This window comes from Rhizobium sp. P2_G9 (genome assembly GCF_056403475.1).
Genome location: NZ_JBFUFK010000040.1, coordinates 26539 through 49195 on the forward strand (window position 1 = coordinate 26539; position 22657 = coordinate 49195).

General features: G+C 59.4%; 23 protein-coding genes and 1 pseudogene. 6 read left to right on the forward strand and 18 right to left on the reverse strand.

Going from position 1 to position 22657, the window contains the following annotated elements; all coding sequences use genetic code 11:
* Positions 1 to 20: 20 nt before the first annotated feature.
* Complete coding sequence (locus AC1DYF_RS28665) at positions 21 to 884, reverse strand: MurR/RpiR family transcriptional regulator (protein ID WP_477880785.1); 864 nt, start codon at positions 882 to 884, stop codon at positions 21 to 23.
* A 265-nt stretch (positions 885 to 1149) separates the two neighbouring features.
* Here AC1DYF_RS28665 and AC1DYF_RS28670 point away from each other — a divergent pair, with 265 nt between their 5' ends.
* Both AC1DYF_RS28670 and AC1DYF_RS28675 read left to right on the forward strand, forming a co-directional pair.
* On the forward strand, positions 1150 to 1635 hold the full coding sequence (locus AC1DYF_RS28670) for a hypothetical protein (RefSeq protein WP_477880787.1): 486 nt from the start codon (positions 1150 to 1152) through the stop codon (positions 1633 to 1635).
* A gap of 17 nt (positions 1636 to 1652) precedes the next feature.
* A complete protein-coding gene (locus AC1DYF_RS28675; RefSeq protein ID WP_477880789.1) occupies positions 1653 to 3119 on the forward strand; it encodes a M81 family metallopeptidase in 1467 nt (488 codons plus the stop codon).
* Here AC1DYF_RS28675 and AC1DYF_RS28680 read toward each other — a convergent pair.
* From AC1DYF_RS28680 to AC1DYF_RS28730, 11 genes are all read right to left on the reverse strand, one after another.
* A complete protein-coding gene (locus tag AC1DYF_RS28680) occupies positions 3116 to 4255 on the reverse strand; it encodes an ABC transporter ATP-binding protein (protein ID WP_477880790.1) in 1140 nt (379 codons plus the stop codon). The two genes, AC1DYF_RS28675 and AC1DYF_RS28680, sit on opposite strands and share 4 nt — an antisense overlap.
* A gap of 70 nt (positions 4256 to 4325) precedes the next feature.
* Entirely contained in the window at positions 4326 to 5531 is a 1206-nt protein-coding gene (locus AC1DYF_RS28685; RefSeq protein WP_477880861.1) for an ABC transporter substrate-binding protein, read from the reverse strand.
* 63 nt (positions 5532 to 5594) lie between these two features.
* On the reverse strand, positions 5595 to 6452 hold the full coding sequence (locus AC1DYF_RS28690) for a carbohydrate ABC transporter permease (RefSeq protein ID WP_477880792.1): 858 nt from the start codon (positions 6450 to 6452) through the stop codon (positions 5595 to 5597).
* Complete coding sequence (locus AC1DYF_RS28695; RefSeq protein ID WP_477880794.1) at positions 6449 to 7333, reverse strand: carbohydrate ABC transporter permease; 885 nt, start codon at positions 7331 to 7333, stop codon at positions 6449 to 6451. The genes AC1DYF_RS28690 and AC1DYF_RS28695 overlap by 4 nt, the downstream gene beginning before the upstream one ends.
* A 13-nt stretch (positions 7334 to 7346) precedes the next feature.
* A complete protein-coding gene (locus tag AC1DYF_RS28700) occupies positions 7347 to 8504 on the reverse strand; it encodes a Gfo/Idh/MocA family protein (protein WP_477880796.1) in 1158 nt (385 codons plus the stop codon).
* A gap of 269 nt (positions 8505 to 8773) precedes the next feature.
* Positions 8774 to 9997, reverse strand: a complete 1224-nt coding sequence (locus AC1DYF_RS28705) for an FAD-dependent oxidoreductase (RefSeq protein ID WP_477880798.1) — start codon at positions 9995 to 9997, stop codon at positions 8774 to 8776.
* 1 nt (position 9998) lies between these two features.
* Positions 9999 to 11231 (reverse strand): Atu1372/SO_1960 family protein, encoded by a 1233-nt coding sequence (locus AC1DYF_RS28710; protein WP_477880799.1) that lies wholly within the window; start codon positions 11229 to 11231, stop codon positions 9999 to 10001.
* Positions 11232 to 11348: 117 nt separating this feature from the next.
* Complete coding sequence (locus AC1DYF_RS28715; protein WP_477880801.1) at positions 11349 to 12011, reverse strand: amino acid ABC transporter permease; 663 nt, start codon at positions 12009 to 12011, stop codon at positions 11349 to 11351.
* Positions 12008 to 12667 (reverse strand): amino acid ABC transporter permease, encoded by a 660-nt coding sequence (locus AC1DYF_RS28720; protein WP_477880803.1) that lies wholly within the window; start codon positions 12665 to 12667, stop codon positions 12008 to 12010. Before AC1DYF_RS28720 ends, AC1DYF_RS28715 begins: the two co-directional genes overlap by 4 nt.
* A gap of 12 nt (positions 12668 to 12679) precedes the next feature.
* Positions 12680 to 13432 carry an amino acid ABC transporter ATP-binding protein gene (locus tag AC1DYF_RS28725; protein WP_477880804.1) on the reverse strand — a complete coding sequence of 251 codons (753 nt, stop codon included), beginning with the start codon at positions 13430 to 13432 and terminating at the stop codon, positions 12680 to 12682.
* A gap of 81 nt (positions 13433 to 13513) precedes the next feature.
* Positions 13514 to 14392: an ABC transporter substrate-binding protein gene (locus tag AC1DYF_RS28730; RefSeq protein ID WP_477880806.1), complete on the reverse strand. Its 879-nt coding sequence runs from the start codon at positions 14390 to 14392 to the stop codon at positions 13514 to 13516.
* A 168-nt stretch (positions 14393 to 14560) separates the two neighbouring features.
* Between AC1DYF_RS28730 and AC1DYF_RS28735 the strand changes: the two genes are divergently transcribed.
* Positions 14561 to 15619, forward strand: coding sequence for a GlxA family transcriptional regulator (locus AC1DYF_RS28735; RefSeq protein WP_477880807.1), 1059 nt, complete (start codon positions 14561 to 14563; stop codon positions 15617 to 15619).
* A 54-nt stretch (positions 15620 to 15673) separates the two neighbouring features.
* On the opposite strand, the pseudogene AC1DYF_RS28740 reads toward AC1DYF_RS28735, so the two are convergent.
* Both AC1DYF_RS28740 and AC1DYF_RS28745 read right to left on the reverse strand, forming a co-directional pair.
* Positions 15674 to 15928 (reverse strand): annotated as a pseudogene (locus AC1DYF_RS28740) (hypothetical protein); the annotation flags it as partial.
* Between the two features lie 477 nt (positions 15929 to 16405).
* Positions 16406 to 16552 (reverse strand): DUF1127 domain-containing protein, encoded by a 147-nt coding sequence (locus tag AC1DYF_RS28745; RefSeq protein ID WP_080581738.1) that lies wholly within the window; start codon positions 16550 to 16552, stop codon positions 16406 to 16408.
* A 434-nt stretch (positions 16553 to 16986) separates the two neighbouring features.
* Here AC1DYF_RS28745 and AC1DYF_RS28750 point away from each other — a divergent pair, with 434 nt between their 5' ends.
* Genes AC1DYF_RS28750 through AC1DYF_RS28760 form a run of 3 tightly spaced genes read left to right on the forward strand, consistent with a single transcriptional unit; the run spans position 16987 to position 18325 of the window.
* Positions 16987 to 17301: an ArsR/SmtB family transcription factor gene (locus tag AC1DYF_RS28750; RefSeq protein ID WP_477880808.1), complete on the forward strand. Its 315-nt coding sequence runs from the start codon at positions 16987 to 16989 to the stop codon at positions 17299 to 17301.
* Positions 17298 to 17657, forward strand: a complete 360-nt coding sequence (locus AC1DYF_RS28755) for an SRPBCC family protein (protein ID WP_477880810.1) — start codon at positions 17298 to 17300, stop codon at positions 17655 to 17657. The genes AC1DYF_RS28750 and AC1DYF_RS28755 overlap by 4 nt, the downstream gene beginning before the upstream one ends.
* A 44-nt stretch (positions 17658 to 17701) precedes the next feature.
* A complete protein-coding gene (locus tag AC1DYF_RS28760) occupies positions 17702 to 18325 on the forward strand; it encodes an ATP-dependent Clp protease proteolytic subunit (protein ID WP_477880812.1) in 624 nt (207 codons plus the stop codon).
* Between the two features lie 726 nt (positions 18326 to 19051).
* Here the strand turns inward: AC1DYF_RS28760 and AC1DYF_RS28765 are convergent.
* From AC1DYF_RS28765 to AC1DYF_RS28780, 4 genes are read right to left on the reverse strand one after another with little or no spacing between them, the layout of a single operon-like run.
* Positions 19052 to 19867: a heavy metal-binding domain-containing protein gene (locus AC1DYF_RS28765; RefSeq protein WP_477880813.1), complete on the reverse strand. Its 816-nt coding sequence runs from the start codon at positions 19865 to 19867 to the stop codon at positions 19052 to 19054.
* 2 nt (positions 19868 to 19869) lie between these two features.
* Complete coding sequence (locus AC1DYF_RS28770) at positions 19870 to 20841, reverse strand: heavy metal-binding domain-containing protein (protein WP_477880814.1); 972 nt, start codon at positions 20839 to 20841, stop codon at positions 19870 to 19872.
* 9 nt (positions 20842 to 20850) lie between these two features.
* Entirely contained in the window at positions 20851 to 21243 is a 393-nt protein-coding gene (locus AC1DYF_RS28775; protein ID WP_477880815.1) for a hypothetical protein, read from the reverse strand.
* Entirely contained in the window at positions 21240 to 22505 is a 1266-nt protein-coding gene (locus AC1DYF_RS28780) for a toxic anion resistance protein (RefSeq protein WP_477880816.1), read from the reverse strand. The genes AC1DYF_RS28775 and AC1DYF_RS28780 overlap by 4 nt, the downstream gene beginning before the upstream one ends.
* Positions 22506 to 22657: the final 152 nt, after the last annotated feature.

The following is a 22657-nucleotide window of genomic DNA, read 5'->3' on the forward strand; positions in this document are numbered from 1 at the left end:
TCCTCTCCTTTTCAGCGATCCTAATCCCCAAGCAACTGGCGGTCGTCGCCGTCACGGTGTGTCACCAGTTGTTGTTTGATGCGCCGGAGCGTCACCGTGGCCTTTGGCTGGATCGCATAGGCAACCAGACTCGCGAGAATATCGACCGTCGCGATGTAGGCGATGCGGGTCGAGGTGGGGCGGTAGATATTGTTGCCCTCCGGCAGATCGATTGGCACGACGATCTCGGCCACATCCGCGACCGGGCTGCCGCTCTGCGTGAGCGCGATCGTCGTCACCTTCGATTCGCGCGCCAGCGCAAAGGCACGCACCAATTCGGCGTTGCGTCCCGAGAAGGAGGAGCCGATCAGCACGTCGCCTGGCCGGGCTGCGGCAGCCATCATCAGCTGCATGCTGTGATCGGAACTGGCAGTGATCCGCAGTCCCAGCCGAAAAAGACGGTTCTGGAACTCTTCGGCAATCATCGACGAATTGCCGCCGGATCCGAAGGCATAGATCATCTCCGCCTTGGCGATCCGTTCGGCAGCGCGATTGATCGCATCGATATCGAGTGTACGATGCAAGAGAAAAAGGGCGTTCTGCGCCTTGGTAATGATGTCCTGCGCGACATCCGCGGGATCACTGCTCTTCGGCTCCGGCTTCAGGTAGCGCACGCCGATATGAGCGGTGCGGGCAAGCTGGACCTTGAAGTCCGAGAAGCTTTCACAGCCGAGCCGGCGGCAGAAGCGGGTAACGGTTGGCGGAGAAACTTCCGCTCGCTCTGCCAATTCAATGATCGACGCATTCACCGCAAATTCGAAATCGCTGACGATGATCTCCGCAATGCGGCCCTCCGCTGGCGAGAGCTGTCCTCTGTCTTCCTGCAATGCGGAAAAGATATCCAACCCAACCCCCAATGACCGCCCGCTATCGATCCTTCTTCTTACAGGCGATGCCGCCGATTCTCACCCTGTAACCTGCCGTCCTCGAAAACTGCATCGGAACGGCAGCGACCTGCCAGTTCACCCGATGTGAACAATGCCACGACGTCGATGGCATCAGGCAAGTCTTGCAAATTATTTTCTTATCAAGTTGACAAATCACCACAAAAGCCCGAATTTGACCAGCGAAAAAGCTATATCATGAAAAGGATTTCAATGAAGGCCGAAAATGCGTGATCCCTTCCTCAATCCTTTTCCATCCTCCGACGCGGCGCGCCACGCTATCTGGGAGATGCTCGTCCCGCGTGATATCGACGCCTTTCTGGCTGCCGACTGGTCCATGGTCGCGGGCGATTTCGTCGAAGAAGGTTTTATCGGGATTGACGGCCGCAAGCAGATAAGCCCAGACAAATGGCGGCTTGCCTATCCGACGCTGACTGCTTACCGCGATGAATGGCTGCGCCAGGCCCAGGACTTCGCCAAGGAAAGCCTTGCGGAAGATGCACGGACTGCGATTTTTACGACGACGACGCTCGAGGATATCGAGATCGAAGGTGAAGTAGCGCTGGTGCGCAAAAAATTCGATGGCTCCCTCACCAAGACCGATGGCAGCCGCGACGTGATGCAGTGGCAGACGCTCTATTACTGCCGCCTGCATGAGGGCCGGTGGAAGATTTCCGGCTTCACGGGCTACTTACCGAACCCCATGGGCTGACAAAAAGGGCCAAGCTCTTGCGTATATTCACAGCAGCACTGGCGACCGAGACGAATACCTTCTCGCCGATCTGCGTCGATCGCCGCGCATTCGAGGCCTCGCTCTATGCACCGCCCGGTCAGCATCCCGCAACGCCAACGCTTTGCACGGCGCCGATCACCGTCGGCCGTCGGATCGTAGCTGAGAGGGGCTGGCAGTTGATCGAAGGGACGGCTGCCTGGGCGGACCCCGCTGGTCTGGTCAATCGCGCCACCTATGAGGGCTTACGCGACGAGATCCTTGGGCAGCTGCGCGCTGCCATGCCGGTCGATGCCGTCGTTCTCGGGTTGCATGGAGCCATGGTGGCGTCCGGTTACGAGGACCCGGAAGGCGATTTTCTGGCACACATCCGCGATATTGTCGGGGCGGATATCCTCGTATGCGCAGCACTGGATCCACATAGTCACTTGACCGCCAAACGGGTCGGAGCCTTGGATTTCGCCGTTTGTTTCAAGGAATTCCCTCACACCGACTTCGTCGACCGCGCCGAAGACCTCTGGCGTATTGCCGTCGACGCGCTGGAAGGCGGGGTGAAGCCAGTAACCTCGGTTTTCGACTGCCGCATGATCGACGTCTTTCCGACCTCGCGCGACCCTATGCGCTCCTTCGTCGACAAGATTGTCGGCATCGAGAAGACTGATCCTGATGTGCTGTCAATCTCGGTCATTCACGGCTTCATGGCCGGCGATGTTCCGGAAATGGGAACGAAAATGCTGGTCGTGACCGACAGCAAGCCAGAGAAAGGGGCAGCGCTCGCCCGCGAATTGGGCCTGGAGCTGTTTTCCAAACGCGGCACGTTCATCATGCCGCAGATCGATGAAAAAGTGGCCGTGTCACGTGCATTGTCTGCAACCGCGTGGCCGGTGGTCATCGCCGATGTCTGGGACAATCCCGGTGGCGGCACGGCAGGCGACGCAACGATTATCCTGGACGAGTTGATCGCACGCGGCGCGACGGACGCGGCGATCGGCACCATCTGGGACCCGATGGCGGTACAGATTTGTTTTGCTGCGGGCGAAGGGGCGGAGATCAGGCTGCGCTTTGGCGCCAAGTCCGCTCCTGGAACCGGCAATCCTGTCGACGGCATCGTCAAGATCGTCAAGCTGGTGCAAAATGCTGAGATGCAGTTTGGCGAGAGCCTTGCACCCTTCGGCGACGCAGCTCACATCACGCTCGATGGCATCGACATCATCCTAAACTCGACGAGAGCCCAGAGTTTCGACCCGAGCTTATTTACCGTCATGGGGATTGATCCAGCCCAAAAGAAGATCCTGGCGATCAAATCCACCAACCACTTTTTCGCATCCTTCTCCAGAATTGCCGCCGAAATCCTTTATTGTTCAGCCGGGACGCCTTATCCGAACAATCCGGCCAAAACCCCCTATCTGCGTGCGCCAAAAGACATCTGGCCGATGGTGGCCGATCCTCACGGACTTGAACGTTAGACGACCGATGCCGGGTCGAGTACACTCATATCGATTTCCGTGAGGGTCACGCGGCGCTCGGACGCAGTGCCGGTCTCGTCGAAGAGATGGCAGTCGGCGGCACTGATGCCCATTGCGACCGGCACATCGGCGCGTATGCCGACACTTCCGGGCAACATTGCGCAGAAATTCTCGCCCTCGCCGCCGTTGAGCGAAGCATACGCGACGGTGTTGGCTCCCAGGCGTTCGATGAGCGATGGCGTAAGGGTGAGCGAAATATCGCCCACACCGAGCTGTACATGCTCAGGTCGGATGCCGAGCACCAGTGGCTTCCCAATCATGCCCTCACGAGGCGCGACCGGGAGGGTGACGGTCTGCCCGTTATAGACGACCGTAACGCCGGCATCGCTGATGCCCTTGCAGGCGACGGGCAGGAAGTTCATCTTGGGATTGCCGATGAAGCCAGCGACGAAGCAGTTTGCCGGCTTATGATAAAGTTCCAGCGGCGCGCCGGTCTGCGAGATGTTGCCAGCGTCGAGGACCACGATGCGGTCGGCCATGGTCATGGCCTCAACTTGGTCATGCGTGACATAGATCATCGTTGCCTTCAGCTGCCGGTGGAGTTTGGCAAGCTCGATGCGCATGTCGGCGCGCAAGGCTGCATCCAGATTGGAGAGCGGCTCGTCGAACAGGAATATCTTTGGCTCCCTCACGATTGCGCGGCCGATCGCCACACGCTGGCGCTGGCCTCCGGAAAGCATGCCCGGCTTCTGTTGCAAGCGCTCCTCGAGATGCAGGATGCGTGCGGCATTCTCGACCTTGGCCTTCAGTTTCTGCTCTTCCATCTTCTCGACACGAAGTGGAAAGGCGATGTTCTCGAACACCGTCATATGCGGGTAGAGCGCATAGGACTGGAAGACCATGGCAATACCACGCTTGACTGGCGGCAGATCATTGACGCGCACGCCATCGATGACGATGTCGCCGGCCGTGGTCGCGTCAAGGCCGGCAATCATGCGCAAAAGCGTGGATTTGCCGCAACCCGAGGGGCCAACGAAAACCACGAATTCGCCGTTCCTCACTTCGAGACGAACGCCCTTGAGAACTTCATAATTGCCGTAGGATTTCCGAACATTGTTGAGAATAAGCTGTCCCAAAAACCTGTCTCCGGTCGCTGTCACATCGAAAGGGACCGCAGGCCAACGCCCGCGATCCCCCAAGCATCGCTTATTTGAAAGCTTCGATTTCGCTTGCCGCCTTCTTGATTGCAGCTTCCGGTTCAGCCTTGCCGGTGATGACCGACTGGACCATCTCGATCATCGAATTTTGAAAGCCCTTGTAGTCGGTGAACAGCGGTTCGGGGCCGCCATAGCTGATGCCTTCGATGAATGGCTTCCAGAACGGATCCTTGGCGACGAATTCATCGACTTTTGCCGATGGACGTAGCGGCGTCAAGCCGGCGCCGCCCTGCAGCTCGTATTCGGCCTGGATGTCGGGTGAGGTTATGTATTTGGCGAATTCGGTCGCCTTTTCCTCGACCCCGGAGCCCTTAAAGATCGCAAGGCTGTCGGTGATCAGTAGAGTGCCTGGTCCCTTTGCATCGGGTCCGAGCGGCAGGGTGGTGACGCCCCAGTTGATCTTTGTGTCCTTCAGGCGATAAGCGGCGCCCGAGCCCGCCTGGATCATGGCCACCTTGCCGTCGAGGAAGATGGCGCGGACTTCGTTCTGCTCATAGGCCGTTGGTCCCTCTTCGGCATAGGCAGAGATATCCTTATAGGCCTTGAGGGCAGCGAGGACTTGCGGGCTGTCGAGCGTGATCTTGCCCTCGGCGTCAATCACGCTGCCATTGTTGGCATAAACCCAATGCATGAACTGATGCATGGTGTTGTCGAAGGTCTTGGCCGAAAGGCCGAAACCGGGGATGCCGGTCTTTTCCTTGATGACCTTGGCATCGGCAATTTCCTCAGCCCAGGTTTTCGGCGGCTTTTCCGGATCGAGGCCGGCCTGTTTGAAGAGGTCTTTGTTCCAGTAGAGCGCCTTGGTGGAGAATGCGATCGGGACGCCCCATTGGTTTCCATCGAAGGTAACGGTGTCGACGATATGCGGATAGTAGGTCTTCTTTTCGCCGTCGGTCATCGGCACGGGAACAATCAGATCGTTCTGTGCAAACTCCTTGAGCGTGCGTGAACCGACATAGGCCATCGCCACCGGCGTGCCGGCGACGGCCAGCGTCGTTGCCTTGTCCTGGCATTGCGCCCAGCCGACAACTTCCGGCGTCACCTTCCAACCGGGATTCTTTCCTTCCCACTGCTTGATGTATTTGGTATGAATCGGATCGATCGTGTCGCCGCAATAGATCCAGCTTATTTCCTTGTCGGCGGCCTGGGCGATGCCCCCTGTCAATGCCGTCGAACCAAGCAGGGCAAGCGCCATGAGGCCAGTTTTCCAGGTAATGGTCACGTCGTAGTCTCCCGTTTTTGCGTTAGCTGTTCACTCTTATTGTTTTACCGCGCCGGCAGTCAGCCCGCCGACGAGATAACGCTGCAGGAAGAAGATGACGACCATCGCCGGCAGGATGCCGACGAAGGAAGCCGCCATCAATTCGTTCCAGACAACCTCCTGCCTGCCGAAATAGGCGAATAGGCCAACCGGCAAAGGCATATATTCAGTCTTCGAGTTGAAGGTCAGCGCGAAGATGAACTGCTGCGCGTAGGCGCCAATGAAGGTGGTGATCGCCACGACGGTGATGCCGGGCATAGCTATCGGCAGGATTACGCGTCGAAGCGTGTAGAAGTGGCTGGCGCCATCCATATAAGCCGCCTCATTCAGCTCCTGCGGAATGCGGATCATATAAGTCCTGAGCAACCAGATCGCCGAAGGAATAAGAAAGGCGACGCCGGGCACGATCATGGCGAGGTATGTGTTCAACACGCCCAAGCTGCGCATCAGCCGGAAGAGCGGGATCAGGAGCACCGCGCCGGAAAACATGTTGACCGTCAGGAAAGCGCCAAGAAGAATGCCCATGCCCTTGAATTCGAACTTGGCAAAGGCATAGGCCGCCGGGATGACCAGGCAGAGCACGATCACGGTGACAACGGTCGAGATGAAGAACGAATTGAAAATATAGCGGCCGAAGCCCGGAACGCTCACCCACATCGTTCGGTAAGCCTCGAAAGAGGCGTTCTTCGGCCAAAACCGGTAGGGAGCGGAAAACAGCTGGCTCAACGGCTTCAGCGAGACCAGGAAACCTTCCACGAAAGGCGCCAGCACGAAGATCAGAAACAGAGCGATCCCGCAATATATCAGCACGATCTCCCACCAGCGATAACGATCGATCATTGCCGGGCGGCTCATGCGCGCTTCTCCGGGTTGAGGCGACGGGTGATACGGAAATAGGCAAAGCAGAAAGTTGACAGGAAGATACAGATCAGCACGGCACGTGCGGCGCCCTCGCCATATTTCTTCGACCCGATGGCAGTCTGGTAGGTATCGATGATCATCGTGGTGGTTTCGCCGCTCGGGCCGCCTTGGGTCAAAATCCAGATAATGTCGAAGGAATTGAACGTGGCGATTAGCGACAGCATCGACATGGTAATAATCGCCGGCGTCATCAGCGGCAGCGTGATGCGACGGAAGCGATAGAAGCGACCTGCGCCATCGGTCCAGGCGGCTTCGTAGAGATCCTTCGGAATCGATTGGATCGCCGCCAGAAAATAGATGGTGACCAGGGGAACGCCGATCCATACGTCCGTCACGATCGTCGCCCAGAAGGCGGTGCTGCCATAAGCCAGAAAAGCCACCGGACCATCGACCAGTCCCAGGCGCTGCAGGACGCCGGAAATCATCCCGAACTCACCGTTATACATCCAGCCCCACATGAAGATGCCGATCGCCATCGGCACGATCCATGGCGGCATGGTCAGCAGCCGGAAGAGAGAGCGGCCGGGAACCGAGGCGTTGAGCATGGTGGCGCCAAAAGTGCCGATCACCATTTTCAGCGCCACCGAAAAGAACGTCCATATGAAGGTGCGGACAATGACCTCGGCAAATGTGGCGTTGAAGATCTTCTCGTAGTTGATCCAGCCGACCCAATGGGTGATCCTTCTCAACGAGGCATCGGTGAAGGAGAGGATGAACGTGTCGGCCAGCGGATAGGCGACAATGACGAGCACGTAAAGGACGGCAGGAAGGAGAAGGATCCAGGCGAAGATAACGTTGCTTCTCTGGACGCCCATCCCGCCCTCCTCCTTAAGCCGCCTTCGCGAGTAGCGCCTCGTCGAACCTGTCCCAAACAGGTCGAAGATCGACTACCGCCTTCTTCACGCGCGCTTCGTCCATAGCCAGAGCCAGAATGCCGGCTTCCAGTGCGTTGAGGGTCGACACCGGAAGATCGGATCCTGTTCGAACACTCTCCAGAATGTCCGCCGCCATCTGCTCGTCGGCGCCATAATGCTCGGAGAGTTCGGTCGCCGAATATTTGTTTTCGATCAGCTTCTTGCCGGTCAGTTGCTCATGCACGTCGAGATAGCCGCGGACGAAATCGCCTTCGGCCATGCCGCGCGAACCCATTATGGCGAAACGGCGGAACTGGTCGGGGACGTTGAGATTAGTGTGAAAATTCATGCCGACGCCATTGGCATATTCAACGATCGCAACTTGGTAGTCGATGATGTCGGCATCGCTGTCGAACACCTTGTCGGTCCCCATCCAGCCGCTTGGCTTGCGATGGAAAAGCTCGAGATCGTTTACCCCGTCGCGTGCCGGGTCGTTGGCCGGAATGAAGCTCTTGCGGCCGCCGAAGCTGGCGACCCGTTCTGGCCGCACACCGACGACACCGTTATAGAGGTCGAGATCATGGCAGCACTTTTCCAGCATGAAACTGCCGGAATAGCGCTCGTACCGCCGCCAGTCGCGCATGAAGAATGCGCCGTGATAAGGCTGGATATGCTCGCACGCTTCGATCGACACGATATTGCCGAGCTTGCCAGCGGCCTGAATGTTGCGAAGGTCCTTGTAGAGCGGCGAATAGCGCAACACCAGACCGACCATCAGCCGTTCATGACCGAACTGCGCCAGTAGCCCGGCGAGCTCGAGACTTTCCGCGGTCGTCGTGACAATCGGCTTTTCACAAAAGACTTTCAGCCCAGCTTCAAGCCCCTGCCTGATGTGATCGAGATGCATGTGGTTCGGCGATCCGATCATCAAGAGATCGAGCTTTTCGTTGGCAAGCAGATCCTGAGGCGTAGCGTAGGATTTTCCAGCCGAAATTCCCTTTTCGACCAGATTAGCAAGTCCCGCAGGTGCCGGATCCACATAGCCTACGATATCGAAGCTGGCATCGATCGTCCTGAAAACATAGCCAAGATAGCCGAGCCGGAATCCCAGCCCCACGATTCCCACTTTCATGACGATGCAGTTCCCCGCTTCGTAATTTATTTTCTTCAAACTGTGACAAAATTTGCATCCAGTCAACTGGGAACGTTGGAAAACTCGGAATCATGAAATTGATTTTCACGATTTCTAGCGTCACATAGACCTTGTGGCATGGACCAGGCATCGCAGGCTCAGCGGAAATCAGAAACACTGCATCAGCAATCTGCAAGCATGAGGCACCGGGATAACGAGCCCGCTTGCCGTGCAAATCAACCAACCCCTGGAAAAGACCAAGGATGAATTTACCGCCCGATGAACGGGATCATGTCCGCGACTTTTCTCGCCGAACCAAGCGCAAGCGTCCATCCCAACATGCCGTGGCCGGCATTGAGATAAAGGCCACGCAGTCGACGAGACGCTGCGATGACCGGCCTGGACGAAGGCGTCGTCGGCCGTTCTCCCGACCAGCGTATCAGTTCGTCCGGCTCCTCGAACACCTCCGGCAATACCGCCCAGGCGGCCCTGCGCATTGCGTCAAACCGGTCGGCATTGAAACCGGCAGAAGGCCGTTCGATATCGGCCAATCCTGCGACGCGAAATCGATCGCCGATGGCTGCGAAAGCGAGCTTGCGTTTGACGTCCGTCAGGCTTACCCGCGGCGCGGTCGCTGTTCTTGCCACGGTTAGTGAATATCCCCGCACCGGACGGATCATCCGCACCTCAGGCAGATGGGAGGCGAATGCGTGGACCAGTGGTCCTGCGGCGATGACAGCCGCATCGACGCAGATGTCGTCGCGATCGTCAAATCTCAACGCCGTGATCGCTCCGCCGTTCTGGGCGAAGCCAGTGACCCGCCTGCCGAAAATCGTCGAAACCCCATGACACCGGACCATATGTCCCGTCAGTTGGCGGCAGAAGCCCGCCGCATCGCCGAGCGCATCTCCGGGAGTGTAGACCGCTCCTGCGATCTCACTCTGATAGCCGGCAAGCGCCGGCTCGATCTCTTCCGCCTCCCGCCGGGTCAGGAGGCGCTGGTCGAGGCCGAGTTCGATCTTGCGGCCAACGATCTCTCGCGCGGCAGCAAAGCCTCGCGCATCCGGATAGAGATGCAGCTTGCCGGCGACGCGATAGTCGAAGGCGATATCCGTCTCGGCAAGCAGATGTCCAAGTTCTCGTCGGGACTGATCGGCGAGATCCAGGATGTCCCGCGTATTGCTCCACCAGCGCCCGAACGGTGTATTGGCGATGAAATTCAGGCCCCAAAGGAAGAAATCCGGGTCGAGCTGCCAGCGGATCCGGAATGCCGGGTCGCGGCCCAGGACGATGGCTGGCAACTGCCGCAACAAAGCCGGCGACGCCATGGCATCGCCATAGGCCCAGGACAGCTGAGCGGCATTGCCCGCGCTCGCGCCCCTGCCCGGTGCCGATTCCGCATCGACAAGGATGAGGTCATGGCCTGCCTTCGCCAGGAGATAGGCCGAGGAAACGCCCACGACCCCTGCCCCGATCACGGCAACGCGCGCCACCTTAAACCTCCTTCGTCACAAGTGCCGTCAGCTCGATCTCGACGGGCACGCCGCGCGGCAGCGACGAGACGCCGATTGCAATGCGCGCATGTGCCCATCGATCCGGAAAGAGTTCCCTGAGCAGCTCTGACGCACCGTCGATGACCGAACCGTGCCGGGTGAAATCGGCACTTGCCGCTACATAGCCCGCAAGCCGGACGAAGCCCCTCACATCATCGAGGCTACTTGTTATGGCTTCAAGTTGTGCAAGCGCATTGAGAAGAGACCAACGCGCGCAGTCCTGTCCCTCCTCGATCGACACGTTAGCCCCCAGATGGCCGGTCCGGACGACAAGACCGTCCCTGAGCGGCACCTGCCCGGAAACGGTGACCAGATCGCCGGTGCGGATGGCGCCGCTGAACGCGCCTGGCGGCATGGAGACCCTAGGCAAGGACAGGCCGAGTTCCATAAGCCGATCACGGACGAAAATGGCTTGCTTCGGTTCCGGCGCGAACATGCTTTTCACTTTGGCGGCCTCGGCGCTGTGCTCGACGAACGTTTTCAGGATATGCCTGTCGAATGCGGTCAGCCGGTATTCCGGATGCCATTGTATGCCAAGGCAAAAGCCATCGGCCGCGCCTTCGATCGCCTCGATGATCCCATCGGGAGCCCGTGCGATGACACGAAAGCGCCCTGGCCCGGCCAGCGCATGCCGGTGAAGGCTGTTGACGCGGATAGCCTCATTGCCGAACCCGGACGTGAGTGCGCTGTCCGGTTCGATGATGATGTCATGCGCCGGCTCGTCGGCAATATCGCGCGGCATATGGGGCAAGGCCGAAGCCGGAAGTTCCGTCAGGAATTCGCCGCCGAGGCATTCGCCGATCAGCTGCATGCCATGGCAGATCCCGAGAAGCGGCTTGCCCGCCTTCAATGCCTCTTCGATCAGCACCCGTTCGAAGGACAAACGCTCCCCGGCCACATCGGCGCCCGGCCGCGCGCCGGTCACCACTACCCCATCCGCAAGCGACAAGACCGTCGCCAGGCTGCTCGGATCATAGGGTACGATCAGCGGTACGCCACCGGCTTCGGCGATGGCCTCCGCATAGTTCGCCCGCACGACATATTCCTTTTCGGTCGGGGCATTTTGGCGATCGTTTAGGTCGGGCGTCATAAGGATGATGGGTGCACGATAAGCAGGCGGCCATGCCGCGTGCCGCGGTGCGCTGCTGCCGTTCACGGGCGTTTCAATGTTCATGATCTTGGCCTTATGGGAATGATCCAAGCAGGTTCCGGAAAGTGCGTTCCTCGACAAGAACCTGCGACAAACGAAGGACTAAGCGGATGCATCGTTGGCTTGCCGACGAAACGCCGCTTAGCGGCTGGCGGGCGTCGCGAGCCATCGGGAAAGAACCGAGAAGGGCCAGGCGATTGCAAAATAGCACAGCCCCACGGCTACGTAGATCTGCAGGGGCAGGAAGTACTCCGTCGCCATGGCGCGGCCGGTGAGTACCAATTCGTTCACCGTGATCAGCGAGGCGAGGGAGGAGTCCTTGAGCAACGAAACGAAGGTGATGATCAGTGGCGCAAGCACGATACGCACCACCTGCGGCAGAATGATCAGGAACAGGCTCTGCAGAGGCGTGAAGCCTGCGGCCAATGCCGCCTCGCTCTGACCGGCAGGGATTGCCTTCAGCCCCGCGCGCATCAATTCGGCTACCTGCGCGGCAAAGCACAAAGCCAGGCYGATGACAGCGGCGGAAAAAGCATCAAAGACGATGCCGATGCCGGGAAGCCCGAAATAGAGCAGGAAAAGCACGGCAAGCAGCGGCACGCCGCGAACCACAGTCACATAGAGCGCCGCGAAATGCCGCAATACCGGAAACCGGGATTTCTGGCAGAGAGAAAGCAGGAGCCCCAGAACGAGCGAGAGTGCGAAGGCTGCTACGGAAATCGCCGCCGTATTCATCATCGCTTTGAGGAGCAGTGGCAGCCATTCAGCGCCGTAGTCTGCGTAGGGTGCGAAAAAGCCGCTCATGCCTTCAGTCTCCCGTAGCGTCTTTCGAGAAAGCGCGTCGCCTGCATCAGGGGCAGGCTGAGCACGAGGTAGAGCCCGGCCGCCGTTGCATAGATCAGGGTGGTCTGGAACGTGGATGTAACCATGGAGCGCGCAAAGAACATAATCTCCGGCGCCGCGATGGCCGAGACCACCGACGTATCCTTGAGAAGTTGCACCGCATAGTTTCCAAGTGCGGGCAGCGCGATGCGCATGGCCTGTGGCGTCAGGATGGCGAAAACCGTCTGCAGCGGCGTCAAGCCTGCCGCGAGCGCCGCTTCCGCCTGCCCCCTCGGCAGGCTCGCGAAGCCAGCACGAAAGATGGCGCAGGTAATGGCGGCACCGATGAGCCCAAGTCCCAGCACGGCGGCGGCAATCGACGTCAGCCTCACACCGATGCTTGCAAGCCCGAAATAGAGAATGAACAAATGGGTTAGCGCCGGCACATTGCAGAGGATCTCGCAATAGGCGTCGATCGCGATGTTCAGAAGCCTCAGACCTACGAATTGGCGGATGAGCGCGAACAGAAATCCGAACGTGACGCCGAGCGCCAGCGCAGCAAGCGTGACGAGCACCGTCACGCCCAGCCCGGCTGCAAGACCCTGCGCGATAGAGATGAATGCAGAAAACCCGGTCACGGCACCATCTCCTCAATGCCGGATCTTGTTGAGGAAAGCCCGGGTCCGTACTTCTTGCGGCGAGGTGATCACCTGCCGGGCCGGGCCAGCCTCGACGATGGTGCCGCCATCGAGAAACAGGACACGGTCGGCAATATCGCGGGCAAAGGCGATCTCGTGTGTCACGATCAGCATCGTACGGCCTTCCGCAGCCAGTTCCTCCATAACCTTCAGCACCTCGTGCACCAGTTCTGGATCGAGCGCCGATGTCGGCTCGTCAAACAGCATCAGCTTCGGCTTCTGCGCCAGTGCCCGCGCAATTGCGACACGCTGCTGCTGTCCACCGGAGAGTTCCAGCGGCGAAGCATCGGCCCTGTGCGTCATATGGACCTTGGCCAGCATGTCGCGCGCCAGCTCACGCGCTTCCTTATCTTTCAATCCGCGCACCTTGCGCGCCGCGATCGCCACATTTTCCGTCACCGATAGATGCGGCCAGAGATTGAAGAGTTGGAAAACCATGCCCATTTCGGCCCGCTGAGGCGCGAGCTGCCGGTCGCTCATGACCCTGCCTTCGCGCATGCCGATCCGCTCGCCATCGAGACGGATTTCGCCGGCGCTCGGCTTTTCCAGAAAATTCATGCAGCGCAGGCAGGTGGACTTGCCCGAACCGGACGGACCGATCAGGGCGATCTTCTCGCCTGCGGCCACCTCGAAATCGATGCCCTTCAAGACTTCGATGGAACCATAGTTCTTGCGCAGGCCCGCAACGCTCAAAAGCGCGGTCATCGCCGTTCCCTTTTGTTGACGCATCTGGCGAGAGGTGGTGGCAGCAGCCGCGGTCACGCGGCTTCCGCCCCTTCGTTGCGATCAGCCGCCGGCTGCACAGGACGGCAGCTTGTAATCTGCCGGGCGGTCAACGCCGGCCCGGAAGTTTTTCCCCGCCGGCTGGTACCAGACATCGGCGGAGAGACCATATCGGGCGCCGATTTCCTTCATTTCGCAGTTTTTCCACATCTCGGTGATAATCGCGTCCATCTTCCGTCGCAGGTCGTCGTTCTTCTGGTTGAGGCCATAGACCACCTGACCGAGACCGGTCAGCAGCGGAAAGTCGGCGCTGTTGTCGGTGAAGGCGAGGAAATGCATGTTCCAGGCGGGGTTCTGCTTGATGGCATAGGAGACGACCGGCGGGTCGCCGATGACCGCCTCGATGCGACCGGCGATCAGATCGCGCACCGCCGCATCGGACGTGTCGTAGAGCGACAATTCGAGACCCTTGATCTTCTTCAGTTCAGGCACGAAGGAAAATCCGGTGATCGTGCCGACCTTCCTGCCTTCGAGGTCCGAAAGCGTGTTCCAATTGGTCTTGTTCGATTGCATGATGCCGTTCTTGAAGTAGTGGATCGGCTCGGAAAGCGTCATGATCTTGGTGCGCTTTTCGGTCCAACCCATCGTGCCCAGCATCACATCGACGCGGCCTGCCTGCACGGAGGCAATCGTGCCGGACCATTCCATCAGCGCCGGCTGTATCTTGAGGCCGAGCTTGTCGGCGATCCTCTGCATGATCTCGCCGTCATAGCCGATCAGCTTGCCGTCCTGCCAGCCGGAGCCGGGCATGTCGCCGGTAAAGGCAACCGTCAACTTGCCCTGTTCGGCCAGTTCGAATGCGTTCGCCAGCGACGAAGACACCATGAAGCTGCCTGCCAGCAGCGCGCAAACCATCATCCTTCTCGAAAGAGAAAGTCCCATTGTCGTGATCCTCGATTTGTTTGGTTCCCCGATCCAGCGGCTCTGCCACCGGATGTCGTGTTCGACGAACATGAACTTGCCACCGAAGCGTGATCTTGAATTTTAGATTTCGGACATTTTCTTTGAAAATACGACATGCCCGGCCTATCATGCCCCCGGAGGCATGACATGATCACCGATACAGGACAGGCTGGACGCCCGACCGACAGCGAAACCGACTATGTTCGCTGGCTCGACGACCTTTGGTCGGAACGATTGCTCGCCACACGCGACCGCAAGGCAGACCTTTCCATTGGCATCCTTCTCTGGCCGACGTTCCCGATGATGTCGCTGTCCGGTGTCGTAGAACCCTTGCGGCACGCGGCGGACTTTGCCGACAATTCGCGCCCGCTCCAATGCCGCTGGTCGATCATGGGACCACAGGGCCAAGCCGCGGTGGCGAGCTGCGGCATCCGAGTGCAGGCCGACGCGCCCTATATCAACCCAACCGACTTCGACTATGTCGTAGCGATCGGTGGGCTCCTTCCGCATCTGCGGGCAGCGCCGAGCAAACATCGAGACTATCTCCGGGTGGCGGCGTCCGCCGGCGTGCCAGTGATCGGCGTCTGCACGGGCGTCTTCGTCCTGGCCCAGGAAGGCCTGCTGGCGGGGCGAAAGGCTTGTGTCCACCCCTTCCACGCAGAGGATTTCCGGATCGCCTTCCCACGTCTTTCATTTTCGACACGCGACGATTTCCTGATCGAGAACGGCCGCATCACCGTACCCGGCGGCGTGTCGATCCTGTCGCTGATGACGGAACTTATCCGCAGCCATTGCGGACCGGACCGGGCGGCCAAGGCCGTGCACCAGTTGTCGCTGACCGAACAGAAAAGCATGAGCGCCTTCGACCACGGGCGCGCCACGACGTTTCGCCATGTTGAGGATTCGCGTATCCAGCGCGCCATAGTGCTGATCGAAAGCCGCAAGGGCCGTGATGTCTCACCCGAACAGGCTGCCAAGCTCGTTGGCCTGTCGCCACGCCAGTTCGCGCGTCTCTTCAGGGACAATATCGGCATGACGCCGAAGCGCTTCATCGTCGAGACGCGGTTGCGCTACGCCCGATTCCTGGTCGAAAATAGTGCGCTGTCGATGACGGCCATCGCTTTCGAAACCGGCTTCTCCGATTCCGCCCATCTCGCGACCAGCTTCCGCAAAAAGTACGGCAAATCACCCAGAGCCTTGAGGTAAGACAACCTCCGGAGCGCTGCAGTTGAAAGGTTTTGAACCCCGGCCCCTGTCGACGCCTTTGAGCTGGCTGAATGTCTTCTCAGCGAATTCAGGCGCATAGCCGTTCCGGATCATTCCCGAGACGGCCTTGTCCATGAATCGTGAAACGCCACCCGTAAACTTGAAGGTCGCCACGGTTTTCCGGAGCTGGTAGGCCTCACAGCCTGTGAACTCCCGCACAGACCATCGCCACCTTCATTGCCGACTCCTTGGAATAGCGGCCCGCCCGGCGTCTTGTGGGAGGTCAGCCTCCAAGTTGGGTGTCGGATATCCCTTCAAACGGTCCGTGCGCCTGTTGGGTGTAACACTGTCGTCGCTGACCAACGATCAGGCCGGCGACGCGACCGCGGGACAGCCGCAACTCGATCTCAATCTGTACAAGGAACAAGGCCCCGAGAACGAAAAAGCCTGCCGCGGGAGGAGGTGCGGCAGGCTTTCCGAAAAGAACCGAACAGCGACTTGGGAGGAGGAGTGCCGCTGTTCCGACAGACGTCCCTGGGAGGAGGAGTGCGCCGTCTGAAAATCGAAGCTTTGCGAGGGGAGGTGCATCGCTTCGATAGGTCCGATCATACACCGATCACGGACAGGGCCAACGTCTCATGCTGCACTGCAGCTATGCAAGGCACACAAGTCTGAAAGGCCACTGAGCGAACGACCATCCAAGCGACCTAGACGTGCGAACTCGACGCAAAAACGCCCGCATCATCAGCGGGCGTCGAGCAATCTTAGAGACCAGATGCTACGCTGTTAACGCGCGATCGAAGCGCGGGCAACGCTGCGGATGTCGGCGCGGTCGATGCCGAGGTCCTGGAGTTCGCGGCCAGTCAGGCGTCCGAGTTCGGTGACGGCCTGACGATACTTACGCCAATTGTTGAAAGAGCGTGCTACGTTCATGATAATCCCCTTCCTGAGGGCTATGTGACGTCACCAACCCTGCTTGGTTCCGGCGTCGTTTCGATGATTGGAATATAGTTATTTCAATCGATTTAAGACAGCAACAATCTCTCACCTCACCTATGCGCGGTGCGCATAGGAACTTCCCTTCATCGGGACATCCAGGCTTTCGAGCCCAGAAATCTGTGCCTTCCTTAATTCAGAAGGCCTTGGCGAGCGGCTCGCCATTTGTCGGATCCGCGGTATGGTGGCGCCGCTGGCCATTGATACAGCTTCGTTCTCATCCCCGTCTCGTTCGTAAACTCCAGGAAGCGCTCGGTGACCGGCTGTGTGCCGCGCTCGACGGCTGCAGTATCGCAATCCGGCCACCACGAAATTCCGGTCCGGCTCCAGGCAGGCTTGCAAATCGAATAAGTGTATGCTTATGTGTCGTAATGATCGAACATGATATTTTCCGCGCGCTGGCGGATCCGACCCGCCGCACGATTTTCGAAAAGCTGGCGAACGGCAGCATGAATGCCAGCACGCTGCGCCAGGGCATGGATATCAGCCAGCCGGCGATGTCCCAGCATCTCGCCGTATTGCGAGCGGCAAGGCTGGTGCGTGAGCAAAAGGAGGGCCGGTTCGTGAACTATGAAGTCGATCCGGACGGATTGGCCCTTATCGCGCAATGGCTGGCGAAATACCGCGCCTACTGGCCGGYTCGCATCGACGCTCTCAAGCTCTTGCTGAAGGATATGGATCAATGAACGACGTGAAAGTCGAGGCGCAGGAAAGCGGTTTCGAGCAGAGATACGAACTGGACGCGTCGCCGGAGAAGGTCTGGCGGGCGATCAGCATCGCGGAATTCCGGGAGAAGTGGCTGCCCAGGGAGGCGCTTGCCGATCCACAGTCGCTCTCCAAAACGCCGGGCAAGGAAATCCGCTACAAATTGCGCGACGATACCCCGCCCCATCTCGAAAGCACCGTCACCTTCACGATCGCCCCGAATGGATCGGGCGGAACCAGCCTGCGGATCGTCCACGAGCTGACCGGCGCGACCTTCGAGCGGCTGGCGAAAACGATAGCGAACGGCAACAGCCCGACCCTCATGCTCGCCGCCTGACGCGGCAGGCCTTCCCGAAAATCTCGAATGATTGGAGTTCGCCAATGCGCGAAGCAATGCAACTCGTCCCTATGGTCGTCGAACAATCCAGCAGAGGAGAGCGGTCCTTCGACATCTATTCCCGCCTGCTTCGTGAGAGGATCATCTTCCTCAACGGGGAGGTGAACGATACTGTCTCGGCGCTTGTCTGCGCACAATTGCTGTTTCTCGAAGCCGAAAACCCCAAAAGGCCTATCCATCTCTACATCAATTCGCCAGGTGGCGTCGTAACCAGCGGTCTCGCGATGTACGATACGATGCGTTACATCCACGCCCCGGTGCATACGCTGTGCATGGGGACCGCCCGCTCGATGGGCTCGTTCCTGTTGATGTCCGGTCAGCCGGGCGAACGCACGGCACTTCCCAATTCCAGCATCCATATTCACCAACCGCTGGGCGGATTTCAAGGACAGGCATCGGACATGCTGATCCATGCCGAGGAAATGCAGAAGACCAAGCATCGCATGACACGGCTCTACGCCGAGCATTGCGGCCGCACCTACGAAGAATTCGAGCAAGCGATGGATCGCGACCGCTTCATGACGGCGGAAGAAGCATTAGAGTGGGGCCTTATCGACCGCATTCTGCAGGTTCGGGAAGATGCCACCGACCACGCCGACGCGACGTAAAACGAGCTCGGCGCAATCCGACGCGACCGCCACTTCGCGAACGCACGTTATGCGCGGGGTTTCGATCGAACCTCACTGCATTCATCGGTCTTGAGTGGAATCGAACCGTCGGCCCCTCTCTTGATTTAGATAAGGTTCTGATCCGTCTCCCAGTTTAGTTGCATAGGGTCTAGTAGCTACCAAACGTGGTCTGACCGTCGCGAAATGCCCCTGGCTCAATGTAGGTACGAGACCCTTTGCCCTTCGTCACATACCGCCTCTTGACATGTGAGGTGGAGGGCAGTTCCTCGGTTACCGGATACAGTCCAAGGTACTCCTGCCCAGTGAAGCCGCTCGAGTCTGACGCAACCAGAGGCATCACTGTTGATTGCCACTGAGAACTGACCCAGTTTGACGGGATATTTCCATCTGTCCCGGATCAGCACCCTTGAGACAGAACTGGTTTAATTGAGAAGAGAGGATCTTCGGCTCATCGTAGCTCATTCAAAGGAAGTGAGGACGAGACAAAATTCCGGGCCGCAGGCATCGTCGGCCTAGAAGACGATCAAAGACATCCGCCGCGCCACGTGCAAGCACCATTCGGCGGAGGATAAGATCCGCATCGTGCTAGAAGGGCTGCGGGGCGAAGACTGCGTATTCCACTGATCGCCCGCACGGCAGCCTAAACGCAAAGCCGCCCATCAGTCGCCTCGCCCTATCCGAGGACTACCTGTTGAGGCTCCACATCTAGTCGTTTACAGAGAGCACCATGATCGGATCGGCGATCTTTTCCGGTGCGATTTCCTCGCCGAGCGGCAGGACGGCGGTGCCCACGGCGAAAAACTCGATCACATGGGTCTGCCAGCCATGGCTGCCTTCATGGATTTCAAGGCCGACGACGCCCTCGGCTTTCGCGGCGGAGGCTTCGGCCTGCATGCGCTCGATGGCGATTTCCCGGGCTTCGTACATCGCAGCCGTATAGTTTTCCAATTCGACATTGCTGCCGGCGGTTTTCATCGTCTGTAACATGCCGCGATGGGCGACGTGATAGACGCAGGACCCCATCACCAGTTCCACCGGGCGATATCCGGCATGCAGCAGCGACCAGAAATCCTGGCCCGAGAGATCGGAGGTGAATGGGCCGCCATCATGGGCACGGAACCCTTGATGTCCCGCGGCATGGACGACACCTGTGCCTATGGCGATGAATTCCAGTATGTGCTCGTCCCACTCCATCCGCTTGATGGTCAGTTTGACGCCCACGATGCCATCCGCGCCCATGGCCGTTGCCTCGGCGCTCATGCGTGCCATCGCCAGTTCGCGGGCATGATACATGGCTTTCGAAAGCACGGTCAGTTCCTGGTTCTGGCTCCAGGAGCCATACTGGATGCCGACATGATAGACGCAACTGCCGACGCAGAGTCCGATCGGCTCAAAGCCGGCTTTGCGCACCAGCAGGAATTCGTTGACGCTGAAATCCGATGTGAACACCCCGGTCGAGTGTGCTGAGGTTCTGAGGCCTTTCAGCCGCTCGACGGCATGGGCGGGAAGTGCGCTTGTCATGGTCAGATGGCTCCCTCGTCTTCATAGGTTGAATAGGATTGATGGTGGCGGGACCGGCCTTTGAGCGGCGTGCCTTCGCCCTTCAGGTCGACGGCCATGGCGAACTCGAGCGGCATTGCGTCTGCCAGCCGCAGGCGGGCGCCGGTCTTCGATCGAAAATCGAGGTGCGGTTCGGCGGGCACATCCACCGTGGTTGCGACCACGATATGGCGGGCAAGGTATTTCTTGGTATCGTTACTGTCTTCGACCTCGAACATCTGGCTGAAATTGACATGCGCCAATGCGCCGCCGCCGGATTTTTCCAGTCGCCGCCGCAACTGCGCATGGGCACTTCGGCGCACCGTTTCCCAAAGTGTCGACAGCGGCTTGGACTCAAGGTTGCCTGCGAATGCCAGGTTGGTGCGACCGCGCCAGTCGTTGAGCCATTCATAGTGCGCGCCCACCGCAATACCGGTCGGAACGATGCTGGCATCCAGCAATTTGACGAATTCCAGTGCCGGCACGGTGGCGACGATCGGGTTTTCGCCCGGGGGAAGGCCATCGATTTTGACGGCAGTGCCGATGAGCGTGAAATCCATGCTGGCTTCGATGTTCAAGGGCACGGTGCGCATCTTGACATCGACGACGGCGTTGGCGCCGGCAGCCTTGGCTTCTGCCCGCAGCCTTTCAATCGCCGCGTCCCACCCCTGCATATGCCCTTCCGTCCAGGACCAGCCGTAATGCAGCCAGCAGGTGGCCGAAACTGCGGCAACGGGCTTGATGCCGTGCGACCGCATGATCAGCAGTTCCGACGGCGTCATGGTCGCCGTCCACGGCACCGTGCCTTCACGGCTGTTTTTCAGGCGGTCGATGAGGTGGGCCGGCAGGCGCCCGTTGCTGAGTGCGGTGACGGTCTGCTCGTAACGGGCCTCTGCGGCAGCCTGTTGCGCCTTGGCCTCTGGATCGGATTTCTTGAAGATGTCGAACAGGCCCATCGGGCACTCCTATGACGACATGAAGGACGACAGGGATTGGCTGAGATTTTTGGCGTGATCGGTGGCTTTCTGCGTCTCGTCGGCAAGCTGCCGGAACCACTCTGCAGGCTCGAGGCTCTTTGTGTTGAGCGTGATGTCGCGCACCACCATCGCCACGTTCGCCCGGAGCTGACCCTTGACGATTTCCAGCGTGTATTTCCGCTCGCCGATCACGATGCTGACGCCGGTGATCTTGGCCGAGCCAAACAGAAACGGCTTGGTTTCCAGAACCGTCACATGGTCCGGCATCGCTTCCTTCAGGCGTAAGGCGAAGGCTTGCAGATTGCTCTCGGCATCGTCCTTGAAGCGCCGCAGCCAGGCTGTTTGAATGTCGAAATCGATATTCTTGCCCATGTCGTTCATTTGGCAGGGTTCTCCAATACGCGGTGGCTGATGCCGCGCATGCCGACGGCGAGCTTGTCGCGGATCTCGGCGAGCTTGGCCTCGCGGTCGCGGTCGCCGGCGGCCACTTCGCGTTCGATATCGATGACCTCATTCATGGTCCGTATGGTTTCGTCGGCGACCTGGGCCAGAACGTCGATATTGCGCTGGTCTCCGCCCAGCGAACGCGCCGCGCTGACGGCGGCATCGTGTGCGCCTTTCGAAGCCAGCATGGTGATCTGGCGGGCCGCATCGTCCAGCTTTTCCGCCTCATCCGCCGCGCGGCGAATATCGACCTGCACCACGGCCTGTGACGCCACGGCCATCAGCCGCGGGATGACCACCAGCATGCCGTTGGAAATCTTCATCAGGCGTGTCTCTGCCGCCTTGCGGTTCTGGCCGATGATCGGGATGAGCAACGCTGAGCCAACCAGGTTTTCACGCATCTCGGCGATCTTGCCGCGAAAATTCGCCAGCGCATTGCGAAATTCCATGACGTCCGCGGCATCGGCCGGATCGCCGGACTTAATGGCGTTGAGCCGCAACGCTTCGAGTTCTTCCTGGCCGCGATCGAGGGCGATTTGTCCGCCGGCGATTTCCAGCTTGAGGCCATTCAGGCTCTTCTTGATGGCGGCGGCCTGCTGGTCCAGAAGCTCGATGGCAACAGCCAGATCGGCCTTGATCCGCCGGGCTCGTGCCTGCTCCTCATCCATCAATGTCAGGAACTGCTTGCGATTTTCCTGAAAGCCCTTGAAGGCGGTATGCGCATCGGCAACGGTGCCGAGCAGCTTGGCGAACAGCCCCTTGCGTGGCGCCGCCTGGCCCGATGCCGATTCCGCCTGGAGATCTTCGATGCGCAGGATCTTGACGCCATCGATCACCGCGGCAGCAATACGGCCCACTTCGCCTGCATCACCGAGGCGCACGCCCGCCAGCAACTGGCGCGAGGCCTGGGCGATATCCGCCAGCACGTTGTCACCATGCGCCAGCAGGGTCGCAGTTTTCCGGAAATCGACATTGCTCGCCGAACGCTGAGCAACAGCAAAATCGTCGTTGCTCAGATTGTCGATCTCGACCAGGCGCGACGGCGTCCGTTGCGGCTCGAGCCCGGGGGCGGGCGCACTGCCTTGCAGGGGCTCCAGACTTTGGGACTGTGACAACACGGAAGAGGGCCTGGCGACGTCTTCGCTGCCGTAGTCGAATGCGGAAAGATCAAGCGGTTTGGATTCAGGTTCTTCAGCCATCAATCATCCCTCCCAAGAACGGCTCGCCCACTTTGCTGGCCATCTCGCTTGCCGCTTGCGAGACGATCGGGGCCGGCCGATACAGCAGACATATATCAACCTTGAACGGCCAACGCCCTTGCAAAATTCTCATATCGTTGGCGAGAAAGGGG

Coding starts and splice junctions, on each gene's coding strand:
- AC1DYF_RS28670 (WP_477880787.1), top strand. CDS start 1,150: ATGCGTGATCCCTTCCTCAATCCTTTTCCATCCTCCGACGCGGCGCGC.
- AC1DYF_RS28685 (WP_477880861.1), bottom strand. CDS start 5,531: ATGGCGCTTGCCCTGCTTGGTTCGACGGCATTGACAGGGGGCATCGCC.
- AC1DYF_RS28690 (WP_477880792.1), bottom strand. CDS start 6,452: ATGAGCCGCCCGGCAATGATCGATCGTTATCGCTGGTGGGAGATCGTG.
- AC1DYF_RS28695 (WP_477880794.1), bottom strand. CDS start 7,333: ATGGGCGTCCAGAGAAGCAACGTTATCTTCGCCTGGATCCTTCTCCTT.
- AC1DYF_RS28700 (WP_477880796.1), bottom strand. CDS start 8,504: ATGAAAGTGGGAATCGTGGGGCTGGGATTCCGGCTCGGCTATCTTGGC.
- AC1DYF_RS28710 (WP_477880799.1), bottom strand. CDS start 11,231: ATGAACATTGAAACGCCCGTGAACGGCAGCAGCGCACCGCGGCACGCG.
- AC1DYF_RS28725 (WP_477880804.1), bottom strand. CDS start 13,432: ATGACCGCGCTTTTGAGCGTTGCGGGCCTGCGCAAGAACTATGGTTCC.
- AC1DYF_RS28730 (WP_477880806.1), bottom strand. CDS start 14,392: ATGGGACTTTCTCTTTCGAGAAGGATGATGGTTTGCGCGCTGCTGGCA.
- AC1DYF_RS28735 (WP_477880807.1), top strand. CDS start 14,561: ATGATCACCGATACAGGACAGGCTGGACGCCCGACCGACAGCGAAACC.
- AC1DYF_RS28745 (WP_080581738.1), bottom strand. CDS start 16,552: ATGAACGTAGCACGCTCTTTCAACAATTGGCGTAAGTATCGTCAGGCC.
- AC1DYF_RS28755 (WP_477880810.1), top strand. CDS start 17,298: ATGAACGACGTGAAAGTCGAGGCGCAGGAAAGCGGTTTCGAGCAGAGA.
- AC1DYF_RS28760 (WP_477880812.1), top strand. CDS start 17,702: ATGCGCGAAGCAATGCAACTCGTCCCTATGGTCGTCGAACAATCCAGC.
- AC1DYF_RS28765 (WP_477880813.1), bottom strand. CDS start 19,867: ATGACAAGCGCACTTCCCGCCCATGCCGTCGAGCGGCTGAAAGGCCTC.
- AC1DYF_RS28770 (WP_477880814.1), bottom strand. CDS start 20,841: ATGGGCCTGTTCGACATCTTCAAGAAATCCGATCCAGAGGCCAAGGCG.
- AC1DYF_RS28775 (WP_477880815.1), bottom strand. CDS start 21,243: ATGAACGACATGGGCAAGAATATCGATTTCGACATTCAAACAGCCTGG.
- AC1DYF_RS28780 (WP_477880816.1), bottom strand. CDS start 22,505: ATGGCTGAAGAACCTGAATCCAAACCGCTTGATCTTTCCGCATTCGAC.